Consider the following 15255-nt stretch of genomic DNA (forward strand, 5'->3'; position numbering starts at 1 on the left):
TGCAGTATCAGAAACCCCACCCCTCAACGGTGGGGTTTCTGCGTTTACAGCAGCGAAAACGCCGCTCGCTCTCTCCCGATCCGCAACGCGTTCGCATAACCCGTCAGTTCCAGATAAGCGTGTCCAACGTCCGCACCGTCGCGACTCACCCGCACCGCACCTTCCCATAGTACGAACTCTGGTTTTGTTCGCTTGGCAGCAGTGCCAAAGAACAGCTCTCCCGTAGGCGAAAAACCTGCAAAAACAAAAACAGCTTTACCCCCTTTTCATTTCCTTCCTGCGCGCGGTTCGTTACGTCGCCTTGTCTTAACACTCACCTCAAAGTACTGTATAAATATACAGTGATGACTCGTCGCCCCATGCTTACCCGATGCCGGGTAGGGCCGAGCATTCCCTATTGAACGAGCGTATCTATGGCAGCAGCGATTCACCTGGCGACGACGACACTGCCGTCGCAATTGCGGCGTCAGGTGTGGCAGGGCAATGAGCTTGCCGAGGCGGACTCGCGGGTGATTTCCAGCGGCTATGCCGCGCTGGATCAACTGCTGCCTGGACAGGGCTGGTCGGCCGGTGGCCTGACGGAATTGTTGATTGAACACGAAGGAGTCGGCGAACTGCGCCTGTTGGCTCGGGCGCTTCGGCATCTTACGGCACAAGCCGAACGGCACGTCATGCTCGTGGCGCCCCCTTACCAGCCCAGTGCTTCGGCACTGAGGGCTTGGGGTATCGACGTCGAGCGTGTCTTATGGGTGCGTTCGAGTGACGACCAGGCGCTGTGGGCTGCTGCTCAGGCATTGAAGCAGGATGGCATCGGCGCAGTGCTGGTATGGCTGCCGAATGCGCACGCCGATAAGGTTCGGCGTCTGCAGGTGGCCGCTCAGGAGTCGGCATCGCTGGCATTTTTGATCCGACCTGTCGAGGCGGCTACGCAATCTTCGCCGGCGCCATTGCGAATGATCTGCGAGCCACTCTTGCCGGCTAATGCGCAGACGATCAACCGTCGTCAATGGTTGCAGGAGATTGGTATCTCGATCGACATCTTCAAGCGCCGTGGGCCACCGCTAGCTGAACCTCTGCGGCTCATTTTGCCGTTACAAAGCGTCTTGTTGCCGGAAAGCAGAGTCGGCAGCAATCAACGACGAGAGATCAAACATGTTGTGGATTGCAGTCACATTGCCACTCTTGTCGCTGGAAGCGGTGAAGCCTCTCGCGTCGCTCCCGGATGGTTCACGCGCGAAGCAGAATCGGTGTGAGCCCGGCGATGCGGCAAGCCAGCCTCCAGGTGCTGAAGACGTCACCGAGGTGCGCTGCTGCTATGCGCTGGCCGATCACGCGCACATCCTGATTCCGGATTTGGACGCCTTGCGTGCTGGTGTGCATGTGGGCCATTCGCGCTCGTACGCATTGGCTTTGGCTCCTGGTCTCAAGATGCTTGCCGCGGATGCAGACCGCGAAACCCAGGCATTCGAAGCGATGGCGCTCGCTTTGCTGACGTACACGCCGAAGGTGTCGCTCGCGCACGCGCACACCTTGTTGCTGGAAGTCGGCTCCGGTTTGCGGTTGTTTGGAGGCTTGCGCGCGTTGTTGTCACGGGTATCCGCGACGGTGGCCGAATTCGGCTATACGGCGCGCCTCGCATGCGCACCAACCGCCTGGGGCGCATGGCTGTTGGCGCAGGCGCATGCCGATCGCCAGGGGCATCGTTGGCACGTGATAAAGGAAACGTCGCTTGCACGGGTGCTCGACCGCGTATCTGTGTCGTTGCTGCCGGTTGCACAGACGCATCGCGATGCGTTTGTGCATGTCGGTTGTACGACATTGGCCGATTTGCGTCAGTTGCCAAGGTCGGGCGTTGTACGGCGTTTCGGCAGTGGCATTCTGGATTTGCTGGCGCAAGCCTATGGCACGCGTCCGGATCCGCGCGAATCGTTTCGTGCGCCGGCATCGTTTCATGCGCAGTTGGAGTTGCCGTCGCGGGTCGATAATGCCGATGCATTACTGTTCGCCGCGCGTCGGCTGATTGTGCAACTGGCCGGATGGTTGAGCGCACATCATGCAGCGCTCAGCGGTTATACGTTGGTGCTCGAACATGAATTGGCATCCAGTCATGCGCCGAAAACGTCGAGTCTGAAGGTCGCATGGGCCATACCGTCGCGTGATGCCGAGCATCTGATCTGGCTGTTGCGTGAGAAGTTGAATCAGACGACTCTGGTGGCGCCCGTGATCGAGTTGAAGCTGGTCGCGGATCAGATCGGTGAATATGCAGCGCGGTCGGACACCTTGTTTCCAATGCCTGAATCAGACGGCGATTCGATTGCACGTCTGCTCGAACGCTTAAGCGCGCGTTTGGGGCCGGAGAACGTGCTGCAGATGTCGGTACAGGATGATCATCGGCCTGAGCGGACAATGCGCGTCGAGGCCTACCAGGCGCAAGCGTTTTCGCGCAAGAAGCGTTCGTCTGCGAAAGCTAAGACAAAAATCAAAGCGGATAAAACCTGGCTGACCGATGAGTTGCAGCACGCTGCATTGGAAAGTGTGCATGCACGCGGCGATGCGGTGGAACTGGCAGAACATATATCACGACAGCCTGAAAAAACGAGTGACGCTAAAAGCAGCCGCATATTCGTAACACAACCGGCCGATGCTCAAGCTTCGTTCGATCTACCCGGCGGTGCATTGCCATCGCAACCTCGTCCCGTCTGGATGCTCGACAAACCGCTGCGCCTGATGGTGTGCGACCAGCGACCGATCTATCGTCGGCCGCTAAAAATGCTCACGCGTACCGAACGGATTGAAGCAGGGTGGTGGGACGGTAACCGCGTCGAGCGGGATTACTACATTGCGGCAGACGATCGTGGCCATATGTTCTGGGTGTATCGAGAACGTCTTGGCGGCGAGTGGTATTTGCAGGGTTTGTTCGGCTGAGCATCATGGCAAATTCCCGGCCCACATTTTTAGTCGAGCAGGCACTTGCGGCTCAATTGCCGCTGTATGCGGAACTGCATTGCCAGACTAATTTCTCGTTTCTGCGCGGCGCTTCGCATCCGTATGAACTGGTCGAGCGGGCGATGTCGTGCGGCTATAGCGCACTCGCGATTACCGATGAATGCTCGCTGGCGGGTGTCGTGCGAGCGCACACCGCGGTGAGAGAAATCAAACAGGAGCGGGACCGCCAAAAGAAGGAACGCGAAGACAAGGCGAAAGCCGAGCAAGCAGGAACGTCTTTAGAAGAAGCAACAAAGTCGACGACTACAAAGCCAGCGAGCTCACAACAGGAAGCCTTGCAGCAGGAGGCCCCACAACAGGAAACCTCACAACAGGAAACCACTGATCAGGAGGCGCTAAAACCGATCCCTCACCTCATCATCGGCAGCGAACTCAATCTGACGGACGATGCAGGCGAACCGTTCTGCACACTGGTTGCACTCGCAACCAACCGTAATGGCTACGGCAACCTCTCCGAACTGATCACGCTCGCTCGCTCGCGTGCCGACAAAGGCAGCTATCGCCTCAGCCCGTCCGATTTCACCGATACGTTGCCGCATCTCGAGCATCTCAGGACCTTGCCCGATTGCGTCCTGATCCTCGTGCCGCAACGCACGGCGACGCTCTCACACACGCTGTGCTGCGCGCATTGGCTCGCCTCATTGGCTCCGCAACGCTCATGGATCGCACTTGAACTCTGGCAAACCGGCAGCGACGATCTGCAGATCGACGCGTTGCGGATGATTTCGAAAACGAGTGGATTGCCTCTGGTGGCGGCAGGTGGCGTCCTGATGCATGTGCGCTCGCGCAAACCGTTGCAGGACACCTTGACCGCGATAGGCCTCGTCACACCGCTATCGGCGTGCGGTCACGCGCTCGAGGCCAATGCCGAGCGGCACATGCGCACTCGCGTGCGGCTCGCCAAACTGTACCCGCGCGATACGCTCGAAGAAACGCTACGTATTGCAGCCCTATGCCGCTTCTCGCTCGACGAACTCAAGTACGAGTATCCGGAAGAACTGGTGCCGGCCGGTGAATCGCCATCGAGTTATCTGCGCAAGCTGGTCATGGCCGGTGCAATCGAGCGTTGGCCGGACGGCATGAATCTCAAGCGGATCGAGCAGATCGAAAAAGAGTTACTGCTGATCGCCGAACTGAAATACGAAAAATATTTCCTGACGGTGCACGATATCGTGAGCTTCGCGCGCTCCAGAAACATTCTGTGCCAAGGTCGCGGTTCGGCGGCAAATTCGATTGTGTGTTACTGCCTGCATGTGACGGAGATCGATCCGATAAACATGAATATGCTGATCGAACGGTTCATCTCGCGTGCACGCAACGAACCGCCTGATATCGACGTCGATTTCGAGCATCAGCGCCGTGAAGAAGTGATTCAATATATCTACGGCAAGTATGGCCGTCATCGGGCGGCGTTGACTGCCTCGCTGATTACGTATCACGCGCGCAGTGCGCTGAAGGATGTCGGCAAGGCATTGGGACTCGAAGCGTCATTGATCGAACGGATCAGTAAATCGCAGCAATGGTGGGATGGTACGGATGCGGTCGCCAAATACCTGGCTGAAGCGGGCTTTGATGCCAACTCGCATATCACGCAGAATCTGATTCGCCTTACCAAAGAGCTGCGCAATTTCCCGCGTCATCTATCGCAACACGTCGGTGGTTTTGTGATCGCGAAAGACAGGCTGTCGCGACTCGTGCCGATTGAAAACGCGACGATGAAAGACCGCAGTGTAATCGAGTGGGACAAGGACGATATCGATGCGCTCAAGTTATTGAAAGTCGACGTACTGGCACTCGGCATGTTGTCGGCTATCCGGCGCGCGTTGGAGTTCGTCGCATTGCGGCGTGGCTTTCCGGAATTCAGGATGCAGGATATTCCGCGAGAGGATCGGGCCGTCTACGAAATGTGCGGACATGCCGACACGATCGGCGTATTCCAGATTGAATCGCGTGCGCAGCAAAGCATGTTGCCGCGGCTGAAACCGACCAAATACTACGATCTCGTGATCGAAGTCGCGATCGTGCGACCCGGGCCGATTCAGGGTGGAATGGTGCATCCGTATCTGCGCCGCAAGCAAGGTATCGAGCCGGTGGACTACGCAAAGGATGAATTGCGGCCGGTGCTCCAACGCACGCTTGGTGTGCCGATTTTCCAGGAGCAGGTGATGCACCTCGCGATGGTTGCGGCGAAATACACCGGTGAGCAGGCCGACCAGTTGCGACGCGCGATGGCCGCGTGGCGGCGCACCGGCAACCTGGCGAAGTATCAGAAGGATCTGAACGACCGGATGTCGGCGCGTGGTTATGAAAAGGACTTTATCGACCGGATCTGCAGACAGATCGAAGGCTTTGGCGAGTACGGCTTTCCGGAGAGTCATGCAGCGAGCTTCGCGTTGCTCGTCTATCTCAGCGCGTGGCTGAAGCGTTATGAGCCGGCCGCTTTTCTGGCGGGGTTGCTCAACAGTCAGCCGTTGGGATTTTATTCGCCGTCGCAACTGGTGCAGGACGCGAAGCGTCATGGTGTCAAAGTATTGACGCCCGATGTAACCTTGAGCGATTGGGAGTCGACTTTCGAAAGACGCGGCCATGAAGGGCAGCGGATTTCATCGAGCGAGACCTCCTTGCGTCGTCAGCAGGGCGTATTATCCGCGCAGCAATTTCGCGATCTGTCGTTGCGACGCTTCACGGTGGCCCGGACGATCCGGCACGCGGCAAAACAGCTGACCGCACGTGTATTCCAATCGTCGAAAACCTATGGGGCGCGCGGTCCGGCCGTGCGTATCGGCATGCACCTGATCAAAGGTCTTTCACAGGTGGCTGCCGAACGGATCGTGGCGGCCCGCAGCGACGCGCCGTTTACCAATGTCGACGATCTGACGCGTCGCGCAGTATTGACGCGGCGCGATCTCGAAGCGCTCGCTGCGGCGAACGCGCTGGTCAGCATCGCAGGCCATCGGCGCGAAGCGTGGTGGGCGGTGACCGCGCAGCACGCGGTGCCCAAGCTGCTGCGCGATGCGCCGATCGCCGAAGCGCCGTTGGCATTGCCGCAGGCAACCGAAAGTCGCGAGATCGTCGATGATTACGCGAGCATCGGCCTCACGCTCAATCGCCATCCGCTTGCGCTATTGCGCGAGCGTCTTGCCAAGCAGCGCTTTCGCACGGCGGCCGAACTTGCCGCGTGTAGGCACGGCACGCTGGCGCGCGCCTGCGGGATCGTCACCGTGCGGCAGCGGCCGGGCACGGCAAACGGCACGGTGTTCGTTTCCATCGAAGACGAAACCGGTTCGATCAATGTAATCGTCTGGCCATCGCTGGTGGAAAAGCAGCGCAAGGTGCTGCTGGGTTCGTCGTTGCTGGCGGTGTATGGTGTCTTGCAGCGCGACGACGGCGTGTCGATCGGGGGTGACAGCGTCGGCAATGTGGTGAACGCAAATAAAGCGGGCAGCGCGAAACGGAAACAGAACGGCGAGGTGGTTCATCTCGTCGCGCATCGACTTGAAGATCACAGCGAATGGCTCGGCGAACTGGCCACGGCGAGCCGCGATTTTCATTGATGCTGAGCTGACCCGACCCGACCCGACCCGACCCGACCAGCCATAGCCAGGCCCGCATGCCCGGGCGCCATGCCGCCGTACCGGCGGGCTATGGCCACGCGGGCAGAACGTGCCGTGGCTAGGCTTGCTGCCGGGAACTACACCGGCGTATCGCCTCGCAACGGAAACGCGGCCAGCACTTGCCGGATCGCAACGTCAAACGGCGTGCGGCGGCCAATGCCGAGTGCCTCGAGCCGATCCGATGCCAGGTGGCAGTTATGCGGACGTGGCGTAGCGTCGGTGGGCGTGTGCTGTGGTGTCAGTTGTGCATCGACTTGCAGCGCTTCTGCAAGCCGCACTGCGATTTCATACTTGTTCATCGGCTCGTCTCCCGACCATTGCACGATGCCGCGGATCGCTTCGCCACGCGCATGCCGTTCGAGCATCTGCCGGATCACGAATGCGACGTCAGGCGTAAAGGTCGGATAGCGAATCGCCCATGCATCCATGACGGCTGCCTTGCCTTCGTGTGAAGCCGATACGGCAATCGCCGGCACGAGACTCGTCACCGCCGATTCTGCCCAATCGACGATCGGCCCATATAGCAACGGCAAACGCAGCACGCAGCCGAGATCGGTGGATTCCGTCAGCGCGCGCTCGCCTTCAAGTTTGCTGCGGCCATAGGCATTGAGCGGCGCGGGCGCGGAATCGTGCTGATAGGGCGGGTGAATGCCGTCGAACACGTAATCGGTTGAGATCGAGAGCGCCCATGCGCCGCGCCGCTTTGCCGCCGCGGCCAGGGTTCGCACCGCATCGACATTCAATGCCCGGGCGAGCGCAGGATCGTGCTCGCACACATCCGGCCGGCGTTCCGCTGCGGCAATCACGAGTGCGTCCGGCGCTTCGCGTTCGACAAATTGTTCGACCGCTCGCTCGTCGCGAATATCCAGCGCGACCGTGTCTGGACCCGGCCGGCTGAACGCCGTGGCAACAACTTGCCAACCGGCCTGCTGCGTCAGTTCGTCGACGAGCGTCCGGCCGAGCAGCCCGGAAGCACCAATGACGGCAACTTTGAACATAACGGTCGCTCGCTTAGCGTGTCGAGTCGCTGGTCACGCCGGTAACCGTGTAGCCGGCCTCGTCGATAGCGGCCTTTAGCGTGTCAGCCGGTTGCGCCGATTCGACCGCCACGCGGCCGGATGCCAGGTCGACCCGGACCTGAGCGACTTCATCGTGCTCACGGATCGCGTTCGTGACCGCAGTCACGCAATGCTGGCAGCTCATGCCTTCTACCTGGAATTCGATCGTCATTGGGATTGTCTCGAAAAAATGAAGGTTGCGATGGTTGAATTATGCCTGCCGATGCGCAATTGAGTGGCTGACCTTCCCACGGTGGGAAGGTGTACGATCAAAGCCCACATTGGGGAAACAGTCATGAACATCGGTGAAGCGGCCCGCGCGTCGGGCGTCACGGCGAAGATGATTCGCTATTACGAAAGCGTGGACTTGCTGGCGGCAAAGGCGCGCACGAGTGCCGGTTATCGCGTATACGGGCTGCAAGAGGTTCATTCGTTGCGCTTCATCCGGCAGGCACGCCGTCTTGGTTTTCTGGTGGAAGACATCCGCCGTTTGCTGGCGTTGTGGCACGACCGGTCACGCGCCAGCGCCGAAGTGAAGGCGATTGCGCTGGAGCATGTCGCGGAACTCGATCGCCGCATTACTGAGCTGACCGACATGCGCGACACATTGGCGCATCTGGCCGATCATTGTCACGGCGACGATCGCCCGGATTGCCCGATTATCGAGCGGCTCGCCGACACTGGTCTGGTGTCGGGGAAGGGTTGTCATCCGATCTGAACCCACTGGGTGCAACCTGTTGCGAGACTTGTCGCAACGGATTGACCGAATGCACAATAATGGTGCTAAATAATTAGGGGTAGCATCAGTAATCTCGAAAAGGCCATCCTGAATTTAGCTAAATCAATGACTTAAGTGCACCATGGGCGTGCACCATTCCAAAACGGAATGCACGTCATGCGGGCATTTCACTAGCAAGGTTGCACCATAGGGATATAATTCGGGTTAACCCTTTTGAGGGAAATCCCTGATGCAAAACTCACCGGGGATTCAATCTGATCCTTGGAGAACATCATGTTTGCATACGTACTTGAAAAGTTGAGCACCTGGTTTGAAACTGCAGAGCGCAGCCGTCGTGAAGCCTATCTGGCGTCGTCGTCGGACATCGTTCAGCTCGAACAGCGCATCCGCTCACTCGAAACCAACGGCTACTCGCTGTAAGTTTCAGCTGTATCAGGTTTGACCTGGCAGCGTTTCGTGCGCGGCCATTGCAGTAAAGTGTTGAGCCCCGTATAAACGGGGCTTTGTCACATCTGGACCGCGAAAATTTCACGGCAGGTGGGCTGCAAGGCGATTCATGGCCAATAACGACTAGCCTGACGGTTGCGGCCGCGGTAAGGTAAGACGCTTTCTGCGCAATCCGGCATTCTCAAACTCAACCGGTCCGCCCATGCTTCCTGTCCGCTTGCCCAAATCTGTCCTGGCCACGGCCGTCGCGGCTTCGCTGACAATGGCCTTCGCAGTACCAGCGGCTTTCGCCGCGTCGAGCAACGACGCCCGTAAGCCCGTGATACTCGACTCGCAGAGCGGGATAAGCGACGGCCAGAGCGGTACTGTGCTGCAGACCGCGCCGCTCTCGCGGCAGCCGATCGTCGGGGCACAGCCCATCGCGACGCCCACAGAGTTGGCGCCGAATTCGTCGATACCGATCGTTGTCGCGCCCTACATCCCAGTGCCGGTTGGCGGTGGCAAGCCGTCTCCACAACCGCTGCCGCAACCCCGTTCAGTACCTCGTGCGCAATAAGCGTCTCCGGCGCGATATCTCCCAGTAGTTTCTTTTCCGTCCATTCACGCATCGAGCCGCGGGTCCTCTGTCGTGCCGCCACATGCGTACGCGCGCCTTCGGCCAATGCGCGAGGCAGGGCAGACGCCATTCGGGTTTCGGCGCATGGCGTGTGCGAAACCGTCCGACGACAATCGTGGCGCGCTCTCTCGCGAACGATGTGGGCCATGCACCGTGCGCAGCGCCATCGCATCGCATCGAATGAAAACAGAACAAGGAGACATCAAATGCCTACTCACTGGATGTGGCGTGCTGCCAGCACCTGTGCCACGTTGATCGCGCTGGCCATACCCGCGGCGCTGCCCGGTGTCGCGCTCGCCAAAGACCTACCGGAAAAGCCCACGTTGACGATGGCCGTCGGCGGTTTGCCGGGTCTTTACTATTTGCCGGTACTCGCCGCACAGCAGTTGGGCTACTTCAAGGACGAAGGGCTCGACGTCACGCTCGAAGATTTCGCGGGCGGATCGAAGGCGTTGGAAGCGGTCGTAGGCGGCAGCGCTGACGTCGGGGCCGGCGCATTCGAGCACACGCTGTTCATGCAGGCCAAGGGGCAGCACTACCGTGCGTTCGCGCTGATGGGCCGCGCGCCGCAGATCGTCGTCGCGGTGGTGAAGTCGAAGGCGGATCAGATCAAGACGTTGGCGGACTTCAAGGGGGCCAAAGTTGGCGTGAGCGCGCCGGGTTCGTCGACGGATCTGGTGCTCACCGTGGCTTTGCGCAAGGCGGGCGTACAGCGCAACGAGATTTCGGCGATCGGTGTGGGCAGCGGCGCCACGGTCCTGGCCGCGGTGAGCGGTGGTCAGATCGACGCGCTATCTAATGTCGATCCGATGATGACCAAACTGACGCGCAGTGGTGCGATCAAAGTGCTGGTCGATACGCGTACTGTGAAGGGCGCGCAGGAAGTATTCGGCGGGACGATGCCGGCTGCGACGCTCTACGCATCGGAGACTTTCATCCAGAAGTATCCGAAGACGACGCAGGCGCTCGCCAATGCGATCGTACGCGCGGACCACTGGTTGCAGACCGCGAGCGATGCTGACTTGCTGAAGATGGTGCCGCCGGCATATTTGCTCAACGATTCAGCTCTCTATGTGGCGGCATTTCACAATGTGCGCGACGCATATTCGCCGGACGGCTTGATGCCCGCGGATGGTCCGGCGACCTCATTGCGCGCCTTGTCGTCGTTTGATACCCGCCTTGATCCGAAAAAGATCGATCTGAACGCGACCTATACCAACGACTTCGCCCGTAAGGCAGCGGCGCAACTCAAGTAAGCGGTCTGGGGGGCGATTTACCCGGTCGCGCGCGTGTGCGACCGGGGCGCGGCTCAATCGCCGCGATATTCGACCTTGAATTGCGCGGCCTTGTCCTCGCCGAGTGTTTGGACCAGCCAGGGCATCTGGTCTTTGAGCGTTTTTGCCAGCGTATACGGCGGGTTCAGGATGAACATGCCGCTGCCGAACAACCCGAAGCCATCGGTTGGCGGATTGCTGACGGTCAGGCTCACATGCAGCCAGTTGCGCTCCTGCAGCTTCTTCAACTGATCGGGGAAGCGCTGCGATTCAAGGCGTCTTACCTGCGGATACCAGACCGCGTAGGTGCCGGTCGGAAAACGCTTCAGGCTTTCTTCGACGCAGCGCAGCGTACGTGTGTAGTCGCGCTTATCTTCGTACGACGGATCGAGCAGCACCAGCGCGCGGCGCGGCGCCGGCGGCAGCAACGCGAGGATGCCATCGAAGCCGTCGCCCGCATACAGCATCGCGCGGCGGCCCGCGTCGCGGAAGTTGTGGCGCAGCACGTCGATTTCAGTGGTGTGCAGTTCGAACAGGCGCATGCGGTCCTGCTCGCGCATCTGCCGCCACGCGATATACGGCGAGCCCGGGTAAAAGCGCAACTGGCCGTCCGGATTCAGCGCGCTCACTTCGTCGACGTAATCCGCGAAGATCGACGGCAGGTCGTTACGCGCCCATAGTTTGGCGATGCCGGTCTGGAACTCGCCAGTTTTGGTCGCGTAGCCTTCCTTCAGCGAATAGACGCCGGCGCCCGCGTGCGTGTCGATGTACCAGTAGGATTTGTCCTTCTGGCCGAGGTAGCGCAGTAGCTGTAACACAACGGCGTGTTTCAGAACGTCGGCGTGATTGCCTGCATGAAAGGCGTGGCGGTAGCTGAGCATGATGAGGAGACGCTGAAAGAGGGCGTGCCGGTCCAGGGCGGATTCGGCGATGCGAGTGCAATGCGGCAGCACAACTGAAGTGCAGCGCGGTCGCGTATTGTACGCGACGCCGCGTTGCACCCCGTAGTGCGTTGCGCGTGACACGACCCTGATGGTACGCGAGCCATGTTTCGCGGTCCGGCGAGCCGCCGGTCGGTCAGTCGTAGGCGTCGCCGATGATCTCCTCGATCCGCTGCTTGATCTCCGGTGTGATCCGCTCGGCCACATCGGCGGATTTCATGTTCTCACCGATCTGTTCGACGCGCGACGCACCGGTGATGACCGTGCTCACATGGGGATTCTTCAGAATCCATGCAATCGCCAACTGGCCGACCGTGCAGCCCAGTTCGTCGGCTACTTCGCCTAGCTTACCGACCACGTTGTTCTTGCCGGCATCGGTGACCTGCTTGCGCAGCCAGTCGTAGCCTTGCAACTGTGCCCGGCTATCGGCAGGCACGCCGCCGCGGTACTTGCCAGTGAGCAGGCCGGACGCGAGCGGACTCCATGTGGTGAGCCCAAGGCCGATATCCTCGTAAAGCCGTTTGTATTCCTGCTCGACGCGCTTGCGATGGAACAGGTTGTACTGCGGCTGCTCCATGACCGGTTTGTGCAGATGATGCCGCTCGGCGATCTCGTAAGCAGCGCGGATTTCGTCGGCGCTCCATTCGGACGTGCCCCAGTACAGTGCCTTGCCGCGCGTGATCATGTCGCTCATGGCCCAGACGGTTTCTTCGACCGGCGTGTTTGGGTCAGGACGATGACAGAACACCAGATCGACATAATCGAGCTGCAGCCGTTTGAGCGATGTGTCGATCGCGTTCAGTAAATATTTGCGGTTCAGCGTGTGGTACTGGTTCGGTGCTTCGTTGAGCCCCCAGAAGAATTTCGTCGATACCACGTAGCTTACGCGCGGCCACGCCAGTTCCTTGAGCGCCTGGCCCATGATTTCTTCGGATTGGCCGGCGGCGTAAACCTCCGCGTTGTCGAAGAAGTTGACTCCCGCATCGCGCGCGGCCGCAAGCGATTCGCGCGCCGCACGGTGATCCACCTGATTGCCGTAGGTGACCCATGAGCCGATGGACAGTTCGCTGACTTGCAGGCCGGAACGGCCCAGACGTCGATAATTCATGCATTCCTCCTTGGTAGTGATGCCGCCGGAATCCCGCCGAAAGGTCTAGTTTAAAGAGATAAGGTTCGATGTGCGTTTTACGGATGTTGTTCACACGGTTCATGCACAATAGCAGCGTTGGCCGCAGTGCAGCATTCGGCCAAACGGCCTATGCCGTTTGGCTGACTTCACGCCGCCCGCGGCCCGTGGTCTCATTGCTCATCAACTGCATGGAGGTTCTGGATGTCGTCACTGAACACGAATCTGAATGGCAAGGTTGCCGTGGTTACCGGCGCCGCGAGCGGCATCGGCAAGCAGATTGCGCTCACGCTTTCCGCTGCGGGCGCGGCGATCGCGATCGCCGATCTGAATCAGGACGGTGCGAACGCCGTTGCTGAAGAAATCAAAAAGGCCGGCGGCAAGGCAATCGGCGTGGCGATGGACGTCACGAACGAAGACGCCGTCAACCAGGGCATCGACAAAGTCGCGGCCGAGTTCGGCTCGATCGACATTCTGATTTCCAACGCCGGCATCCAGATCGTCAATCCGATCGAAAACTACTCGTTTTCCGACTGGAAGAAGATGCAGGCCATCCATGTGGACGGCGCTTTTCTAACCACCAAGGCCGCGCTCAAGCACATGTACAAAGACGATCGCGGCGGCATCGTGATCTACATGGGCTCGGTCCATTCGCACGAAGCCTCGCCGCTGAAGTCCGCCTATGTGACGGCCAAGCATGCGTTGCTGGGGCTCGCGCGTGTACTGGCCAAGGAAGGCGCGAAACATAACGTGCGCTCGCATGTGGTGTGTCCGGGTTTCGTGCGTACGCCGCTTGTTGACAAGCAGATTCCCGAGCAGGCCAAGGAGCTTGGCATCAGCGAAGAAGACGTGATCAAGCGCGTGATGCTGGGCGGCACGGTCGACGGCATCTTCACTACAGTGGAAGACGTTGCAGAGACGGTGTTGTTCCTGTCTACTTTCCCGACTGCGGCGCTGACCGGCCAGTCCTTTATTGTGAGCCACGGCTGGTATATGCAATAAGGAGGCGCCCATGGCGCAACGCAATCTCAAGCGGGCGCGCGTCGGCGCGCCCGGCAGCGAGGAAGGCGAGGGCGCCGGTCCGGCGCCCTCCGTGCATCCCGGCCGGCATCTCCGATTGCCCAACTACGAAACGGTCGCGCTGATGCTGCAAGGCGGCGGCGCGTTGGGTGCCTATCAGGCCGGTGTCTTTCAGGGGCTTTACGAAGCCGGTATCGAGCCGAACTGGCTCGCCGGCATTTCGATCGGCGCGCTGAATACGGCCATTATTGCCGGCAATCCGCCGGAGAAACGCGTCGAGCGGCTGCTGCAGTTCTGGGAGACGATCTGCCAACCGGCGTTCGGGCCACCGTTGCCGGCCTTTATCGAGCATGCGCTGTTCAATTCCAGTGAGGCCGTTCGTAAGGCCTTTACGGCGACTCAGGCGATGGGCGCGATCGTTGAAGGGCAAAAGGGCTTTTTCGTGCCGCGTTTCCCGCCGCCGCTGCCTACTGTCTCCGGGCCGCCGCAATTGGCGAGCTATTACGACACGACACCGCTCAAGGCCACGCTGGAAGCGCTCTGTGATTTCGATCGCATCAATTCCGGTGAGATGCGTGTGTCGGTGGGGGCGGTGAATTGCGGAACAGGCAATTTCGCCTACTTCGATAACAGGCACACGAAACTGAAGCCTGAGCATTTCATGGCGTCAGGTGCGTTGCCGCCGGGTTTCGCGGCGGTCGAAATCGACGGCCAGTATTACTGGGACGGCGGCTTGATGTCGAACACACCGCTCTACGAGGTGATTCAGTCCACGCCGCGTCGCGATACGCTCGCGTTCCAGGTCGATCTATGGAGCGCGATCGGGCCGGTGCCGGACAACATCACCGATGTTCAGGGGCGCATGAAAGACATCCAGTATTCGAGCCGAACGCGTCTCGTGACCGATATGCTGCAACGTTCGCAGCGTTTCCGGCATGTGCTGCGTGAGGTACTCGATCGCGTGCCGTCTGACCAGCGCGACGATCCGTGGTGCAAGCTTGCGGATGATCTATCGTGTTCGAAGCGTTACAACGTGATCCACCTCATCTACCGGCAGAAGGAATACGAAGGGCATTTCAAAGACTTCCAGTTCGGTCTCTCTACAATGCGTGAACATTGGAAAAGCGGGCTGGAAGATATCCGCCATTCGCTTGCACAACCCGATTGGCTCGACATGCCAGATAACGACGCAGGCTTTGTCACGCACGATATCCATCGGGATGCGCGCTGAAACAACCGTAGATGAGTGCGGCAGGTCACGTCAGCAATTGACGGCGGCGGGTCGCAAGCAGCGAGTCGCAACAGCAGGCCGTGTCGGTAGGTGAGAGTCACACGCCCAACAACAGCCGGCCAATAAAAAACGGCGTCCGAAAGGGCGCCGTTTCTACAAGCAATTCAAGCCGCTTCAGCTACG

General features: G+C 59.8%; 14 protein-coding genes. 10 read left to right on the plus strand and 4 right to left on the minus strand.

The window, feature by feature from the left end; genetic code table 11:
• Window positions 1-413: 413 nt before the first annotated feature.
• The 3 genes from imuA to PQR40_RS36470 are packed head-to-tail and all read left to right on the plus strand — an operon-like array spanning window position 414 to window position 6560.
• Entirely contained in the window at window positions 414-1253 is an 840-nt protein-coding gene (gene imuA / locus PQR40_RS36460) for a translesion DNA synthesis-associated protein ImuA (protein WP_408511073.1), read from the plus strand.
• Complete coding sequence (locus tag PQR40_RS36465) at window positions 1153-2925, plus strand: Y-family DNA polymerase (protein ID WP_408511074.1); 1773 nt, start codon at window positions 1153-1155, stop codon at window positions 2923-2925. The genes imuA and PQR40_RS36465 overlap by 101 nt, the downstream gene beginning before the upstream one ends.
• Window positions 2926-2930: 5 nt before the next feature.
• Window positions 2931-6560: an error-prone DNA polymerase gene (locus PQR40_RS36470; protein WP_408511075.1), complete on the plus strand. Its 3630-nt coding sequence runs from the start codon at window positions 2931-2933 to the stop codon at window positions 6558-6560.
• 137 nt (window positions 6561-6697) lie between these two features.
• On the opposite strand, the gene PQR40_RS36475 is transcribed toward PQR40_RS36470, so the two are convergent.
• Window positions 6698-7618 carry a dTDP-4-dehydrorhamnose reductase family protein gene (locus PQR40_RS36475; protein ID WP_408234541.1) on the minus strand — a complete coding sequence of 307 codons (921 nt, stop codon included), beginning with the start codon at window positions 7616-7618 and terminating at the stop codon, window positions 6698-6700.
• Window positions 7619-7631: 13 nt separating this feature from the next.
• The gene (locus PQR40_RS36480) at window positions 7632-7850 is read right to left on the minus strand and encodes a heavy-metal-associated domain-containing protein (RefSeq protein WP_408234538.1); all 219 of its coding nucleotides are present in this window, start codon (window positions 7848-7850) and stop codon (window positions 7632-7634) included.
• Between the two features lie 123 nt (window positions 7851-7973).
• On the opposite strand from PQR40_RS36480, the gene cueR reads away from it, so the two are divergent.
• The 4 genes from cueR (at window position 7974) to PQR40_RS36500 (ending at window position 10736) form a co-directional block, all read left to right on the plus strand.
• Window positions 7974-8396 carry a Cu(I)-responsive transcriptional regulator gene (cueR, locus tag PQR40_RS36485; RefSeq protein WP_408511076.1) on the plus strand — a complete coding sequence of 141 codons (423 nt, stop codon included), beginning with the start codon at window positions 7974-7976 and terminating at the stop codon, window positions 8394-8396.
• A 294-nt stretch (window positions 8397-8690) separates the two neighbouring features.
• A complete protein-coding gene (locus PQR40_RS36490; RefSeq protein ID WP_074284875.1) occupies window positions 8691-8837 on the plus strand; it encodes a DUF3563 family protein in 147 nt (48 codons plus the stop codon).
• A 229-nt stretch (window positions 8838-9066) separates the two neighbouring features.
• Window positions 9067-9420 (plus strand): hypothetical protein, encoded by a 354-nt coding sequence (locus tag PQR40_RS36495; protein WP_408234532.1) that lies wholly within the window; start codon window positions 9067-9069, stop codon window positions 9418-9420.
• Window positions 9421-9686: 266 nt separating this feature from the next.
• Window positions 9687-10736: an ABC transporter substrate-binding protein gene (locus tag PQR40_RS36500; RefSeq protein WP_408234529.1), complete on the plus strand. Its 1050-nt coding sequence runs from the start codon at window positions 9687-9689 to the stop codon at window positions 10734-10736.
• A gap of 53 nt (window positions 10737-10789) precedes the next feature.
• Here the strand turns inward: PQR40_RS36500 and PQR40_RS36505 are convergent, their stop codons facing one another.
• Window positions 10790-11635 (minus strand): 23S rRNA (adenine(2030)-N(6))-methyltransferase RlmJ, encoded by an 846-nt coding sequence (locus PQR40_RS36505; protein WP_408234526.1) that lies wholly within the window; start codon window positions 11633-11635, stop codon window positions 10790-10792.
• Here PQR40_RS36505 and PQR40_RS36510 point away from each other — a divergent pair.
• Window positions 11579-11713, plus strand: coding sequence for a hypothetical protein (locus tag PQR40_RS36510; RefSeq protein ID WP_268959067.1), 135 nt, complete (start codon window positions 11579-11581; stop codon window positions 11711-11713). The genes PQR40_RS36505 and PQR40_RS36510 overlap by 57 nt on opposite strands.
• Before the next feature lie 118 nt (window positions 11714-11831).
• Here the strand turns inward: PQR40_RS36510 and PQR40_RS36515 are convergent, their stop codons facing one another.
• Complete coding sequence (locus PQR40_RS36515; protein ID WP_408234523.1) at window positions 11832-12803, minus strand: potassium channel beta subunit family protein; 972 nt, start codon at window positions 12801-12803, stop codon at window positions 11832-11834.
• Window positions 12804-13025: 222 nt separating this feature from the next.
• Here PQR40_RS36515 and PQR40_RS36520 point away from each other — a divergent pair, with 222 nt between their 5' ends.
• Together PQR40_RS36520 and PQR40_RS36525 are read left to right on the plus strand one after the other, a co-directional pair.
• On the plus strand, window positions 13026-13823 hold the full coding sequence (locus PQR40_RS36520) for a 3-hydroxybutyrate dehydrogenase (RefSeq protein ID WP_408234520.1): 798 nt from the start codon (window positions 13026-13028) through the stop codon (window positions 13821-13823).
• 10 nt (window positions 13824-13833) lie between these two features.
• Window positions 13834-15072, plus strand: coding sequence for a DUF3734 domain-containing protein (locus PQR40_RS36525; RefSeq protein WP_408511077.1), 1239 nt, complete (start codon window positions 13834-13836; stop codon window positions 15070-15072).
• The last annotated feature ends 183 nt before the right edge of the window (window positions 15073-15255 follow it).

This window comes from Paraburkholderia sediminicola (genome assembly GCF_046026855.1).
Classification (GTDB): Bacteria; Pseudomonadota; Gammaproteobacteria; order Burkholderiales; family Burkholderiaceae; genus Paraburkholderia; species Paraburkholderia sediminicola_A.

Bases quoted from the DNA above. Each gene is read 5' to 3' on its own strand.
- imuA (WP_408511073.1), top strand. From the start codon at position 414: ATGGCAGCAGCGATTCACCTGGCGACGACGACACTGCCGTCGCAATTG.
- PQR40_RS36465 (WP_408511074.1), top strand. From the start codon at position 1,153: ATGTTGTGGATTGCAGTCACATTGCCACTCTTGTCGCTGGAAGCGGTG.
- PQR40_RS36470 (WP_408511075.1), top strand. From the start codon at position 2,931: ATGGCAAATTCCCGGCCCACATTTTTAGTCGAGCAGGCACTTGCGGCT.
- PQR40_RS36475 (WP_408234541.1), bottom strand. From the start codon at position 7,618: ATGTTCAAAGTTGCCGTCATTGGTGCTTCCGGGCTGCTCGGCCGGACG.
- PQR40_RS36480 (WP_408234538.1), bottom strand. From the start codon at position 7,850: ATGACGATCGAATTCCAGGTAGAAGGCATGAGCTGCCAGCATTGCGTG.
- cueR (WP_408511076.1), top strand. From the start codon at position 7,974: ATGAACATCGGTGAAGCGGCCCGCGCGTCGGGCGTCACGGCGAAGATG.
- PQR40_RS36490 (WP_074284875.1), top strand. From the start codon at position 8,691: ATGTTTGCATACGTACTTGAAAAGTTGAGCACCTGGTTTGAAACTGCA.
- PQR40_RS36495 (WP_408234532.1), top strand. From the start codon at position 9,067: ATGCTTCCTGTCCGCTTGCCCAAATCTGTCCTGGCCACGGCCGTCGCG.
- PQR40_RS36500 (WP_408234529.1), top strand. From the start codon at position 9,687: ATGCCTACTCACTGGATGTGGCGTGCTGCCAGCACCTGTGCCACGTTG.
- PQR40_RS36505 (WP_408234526.1), bottom strand. From the start codon at position 11,635: ATGCTCAGCTACCGCCACGCCTTTCATGCAGGCAATCACGCCGACGTT.
- PQR40_RS36515 (WP_408234523.1), bottom strand. From the start codon at position 12,803: ATGAATTATCGACGTCTGGGCCGTTCCGGCCTGCAAGTCAGCGAACTG.
- PQR40_RS36520 (WP_408234520.1), top strand. From the start codon at position 13,026: ATGTCGTCACTGAACACGAATCTGAATGGCAAGGTTGCCGTGGTTACC.
- PQR40_RS36525 (WP_408511077.1), top strand. From the start codon at position 13,834: ATGGCGCAACGCAATCTCAAGCGGGCGCGCGTCGGCGCGCCCGGCAGC.